This window comes from Arthrobacter sp. HMWF013 (genome assembly GCF_003061105.1).
In the GTDB taxonomy this organism is placed as follows: Bacteria; Actinomycetota; Actinomycetes; order Actinomycetales; family Micrococcaceae; genus Arthrobacter.
On record NZ_QAIQ01000619.1, the window covers coordinates 1 to 2,693 of the forward strand.

Genomic DNA, 2,693 nt, shown 5'->3' on the forward strand with positions numbered 1-2,693 from the left:
CTTCAACGGCGGCGACCGTCAGCTTCAGGCCCGCGGCCAGCTCGGTTGCCGTTGCCGGCTGGTCCAGCACCATGAGGACAGCCTCAAGCGCGGCCTTCGCTCCGCCGGGAAGGTCCTGAAAGTCCACAACGCCCTCATCTTCAGGGTACGGAGTGTCGGTGGTCACGGCTGCTCCTCATATTCTTCGCTCAGGTTTTCAACGGACCAGTCCTGGCCGTCAACAGTCCAGTGCACGGTGAGGTCCCCCAACGGCGAGAGCTGGTCAAAGGCCACTGCCTTGTCCCGGAACATCTCCAGCAACGCCAGGAATCTGGCGACAACCACAAGGGTGGACCCGGCATCGGCAATCAATGCCCGGAACGACAACGGCTTCCCCAGCTGAAGCCGCAGGCCCAGGATCTCGGCCTGCTCCTTGACGCTGACGGTGCCGCCGTGCAGGTGGTCGAGAGCGACTTCGGTGGGCGCCGCGGCCTTTGGTTTCAGGGCGGCTTCGGCCAGCTGCGCGAACTGCTGGGGCGAGTGCTTCCACACCAGCTCGGGAAGCATGGCGGCGAAGTGCTCCTCGAGTGCCACCTGGCGGGGAAACCGTTGGGCCTCCTGCTCCAGGGTCTCTGCCATCAGGCCGGCCACCTGTTTGAACGCCTTGTATTGGAGAAGCCTGGCAAAGAGAAGGTCCCTCGCTTCGAGCAGCGCGATGTCTTCCTCATCCTCCACTTCGCCGGCCGGCAGGAGCCTGGCAGCCTTGAGGTCCAACAGCGTGGCCGCGATGACCAGGAATTCGCTCGCTTCATCCAGCGCCCAGTCCCCGCCCAGTTTCTGGAGGTTCCGGATGTATTTGATGAACTCATCGGTGACGGTGGCGATCGCCACCTCGGTGATGTCCAGCTGGTGCTTGGCGATCAGGCCGAGCAGAAGGTCGAAAGGACCGGTGAAATTGGCCAGCCGGACTTCGAAGCCGGGTTTGGACTCGGCCACGGCGTGGCTAGGGAGCGCCGCCGCGGGAAATCAGCTCTTTGGCCAGGCGGCGGTAGGCGTCGGCGCCGATATGGTTTCCCGCATAGGTGGTGATCGGCTCAGCGGCAACGGTGGCGTCGGCGAACTTGATGGAACGCTTGATGACTGTCTCAAAGACCTTGTCACCGAAGGCTTCCACCAGCCGTGTGATGACCTCGCGGCTGTGCAGCGTGCGGGAGTCGTACATGGTGGCAAGTACGCCGTCGACCTGCAGGCGGGGGTTCAGCCTGTCCTGGACTTTGTCGATGGTCTCAACCAGGAGGGCAACAGCGCGAAGCGCGAAGAACTCGCAGATCAGCGGAATGATCACGCCGTGCGCAGCGGTCAGGGCGTTGACTGTCAGCAGGCCCAGCGAGGGCTGGCAGTCGATAAGGACGACGTCGTAATCGTCCTCCACTTTCTTCAGCGCCCGGTCCAGGACCTGCTCGCGGGCTACCTCATTGACAAGCTGGACTTCGGCGGCCGAGAGGTCAATGTTGGCTGGAAGCAGGTCTACATTCTCAACACCCGTCTGGTGGATGGCGTCGCGGATGTCCACCTTGCGGTCCATCAGGACGTTATAGACGGTGAGGTCCAGTTCATGGGGATTTATGCCGAGGCCGGCAGAAAGCGCACCCTGGGGGTCAAAGTCCACCAGCAGGACCCGGCGGCCGTATTCAGCCAGGGCCGCGGCCAGGTTGATGGTGGACGTGGTCTTACCCACGCCGCCCTTCTGGTTGACCATGGCTATGACGCGTGCCGGACCGTGGGAGGAAAGCGGCGCAGGTTCCGGGAATTCGCGGTACGGACGCCCCGTGGGGCCCATCACGGCGTCTTCCAGGTCGAGTTCCGTGCCCTCCAGAGTTGCCGAACCCTGTTCGCTGCTCACGTATCTATCCACACTTTCGATGACGGTGACTTCTTGCCGCTGGATGCCCAGCGCCGTTCCTTCTTCTTTCAAGGCTACAGGGGCCGACACGGTAAACGGCGGAACTTGACTTTGCACGAATGTTGAGCCTTGACCTTCTGGTTGAGGTCGAAGGTTAGCCCCATTCACCCAGGAATGCCCGTCCTGCCGGGGGCTGGACGGGCATTCCGTGTGGTGCTGTTGAAGCTTCCTAGACGGTGGCAGGTACCGGCTTTGCGTCGGCAGCACCGTGGCCTGCAGTCTCACCGTGGCCCGCGATCATGGTCTGCTCGTCGAAGGGAAGATCGCCGGAGAGGACACGTCCCACCTGGTCATTGTCGATCTCCTTGACCCAGGTTCCGATCAGCAGCGTGGCAACGGCGTTGCCGGTGAAGTTGGTGAGCGCACGGGCTTCGGACATAAAGCGGTCGATGCCGACGATCATGCCCACGCCGCCCAGGAGCTCGGGCTTGTGTGCCTGGAGCCCTGCGGCGAGCGTCGCCAGGCCTGCACCGGTCACGCCGGCTGCACCCTTGGAAGCGATGATCATGAAGATGAGCAGGGACACCTGGGCGCCCAGGTCAAGCGGCGTGCCCATGGCGTTGGCCACGAACAGGGACGCCATGGTCAGGTAGATGGCGGTGCCGTCCAGGTTGAAGGAGTAGCCCGTGGGGACGGTGACGCCGACAACCGGCTTGGAGACTCCGAGGTGCTCCATCTTGGCGATGAGGCGGGGCAGGGCCGCCTCGGAAGATGACGTGGAGAAGATCAGGAGGTATTCCCTGCCCAGGTA

General features: G+C 63.2%; 3 protein-coding genes and 1 pseudogene. All 4 read right to left on the bottom strand.

Annotation, left to right across the window (positions count from 1 at the left end; all coding sequences use genetic code 11):
- A pseudogene (locus DBR22_RS24905) lies at positions 1 to 166 on the bottom strand (SMC-Scp complex subunit ScpB); the annotation flags it as partial.
- On the bottom strand, positions 163 to 975 hold the full coding sequence (locus tag DBR22_RS20655) for a segregation and condensation protein A (RefSeq protein WP_108600531.1): 813 nt from the start codon (positions 973 to 975) through the stop codon (positions 163 to 165). The pseudogene DBR22_RS24905 and the gene DBR22_RS20655, both read right to left, overlap by 4 nt.
- Before the next feature lie 7 nt (positions 976 to 982).
- Positions 983 to 1,882: a ParA family protein gene (locus tag DBR22_RS20660; RefSeq protein ID WP_108600532.1), complete on the bottom strand. Its 900-nt coding sequence runs from the start codon at positions 1,880 to 1,882 to the stop codon at positions 983 to 985.
- A gap of 229 nt (positions 1,883 to 2,111) precedes the next feature.
- Positions 2,112 to 2,693 (bottom strand): cation:dicarboxylate symporter family transporter (locus tag DBR22_RS20665; RefSeq protein WP_146187599.1); only part of this gene is annotated, 582 nt, incomplete at its 5' end.